Origin of the sequence: Herbiconiux daphne (assembly GCF_024979295.1) — a bacterium.
In the GTDB taxonomy this organism is placed as follows: domain Bacteria; phylum Actinomycetota; class Actinomycetes; order Actinomycetales; family Microbacteriaceae; genus Herbiconiux; species Herbiconiux daphnes.
In genome coordinates, this window is record NZ_JANLCJ010000858.1 from 1 (window position 1) to 508 (window position 508).

1 protein-coding gene is annotated in these 508 nt (G+C 43.9%); it reads left to right on the top strand.

What is annotated here, in order from left to right; genetic code table 11:
* Positions 1–166: 166 nt before the first annotated feature.
* Positions 167–469: a hypothetical protein gene (locus N1032_RS28075; RefSeq protein ID WP_259544036.1), complete on the top strand. Its 303-nt coding sequence runs from the start codon at positions 167–169 to the stop codon at positions 467–469.
* The last annotated feature ends 39 nt before the right edge of the window (positions 470–508 follow it).

Here is a 508-nt window from a genome sequence, read left to right on the forward strand (position 1 = left end):
GGGGCCTTAAAATCGATGCTCTCACCCTCTCATACTCCGATACTCTCAAACTCCCTTAAATACCTCCCCATATGCGCACAAATTCATAAAATCTCTTGCGCTCAGGATTATGGGCGTTGTATAAAGAGTCTCCCCCAAAACTAGATAGGCAAGAGGACACGGGAAAATGACTAAAACTGAAATTATCTCTCAGGCTCAGCGTGAAGCTGTAAGAAAGGCTCAAGCTCTCCGGGTTTTCATCAAAGCAACAGGCTTTGCTAAGACTTCAGAAGTTAAAGCTCAGATTAATCTGATTGTTAACGGGTACACTTCCACCCTATCCCGTTCCGGTTACTATCCGATCCGGCCTACAGGCTTAGGGGGTACTAGTCGCTGTATTCCGGTACATGAGATTTATTCAAAAATTCTCACTATCGTTAATTCAGATAATGCTGATATGGTGGCTCAAACCCCAATTGTGAGGCATTGAAGCATGTATCAGGTAAATAAGACCGTGAAACACAACAGG

Bases quoted from the DNA above. Each gene is read 5' to 3' on its own strand.
- N1032_RS28075 (WP_259544036.1), top strand. From the start codon at position 167: ATGACTAAAACTGAAATTATCTCTCAGGCTCAGCGTGAAGCTGTAAGA.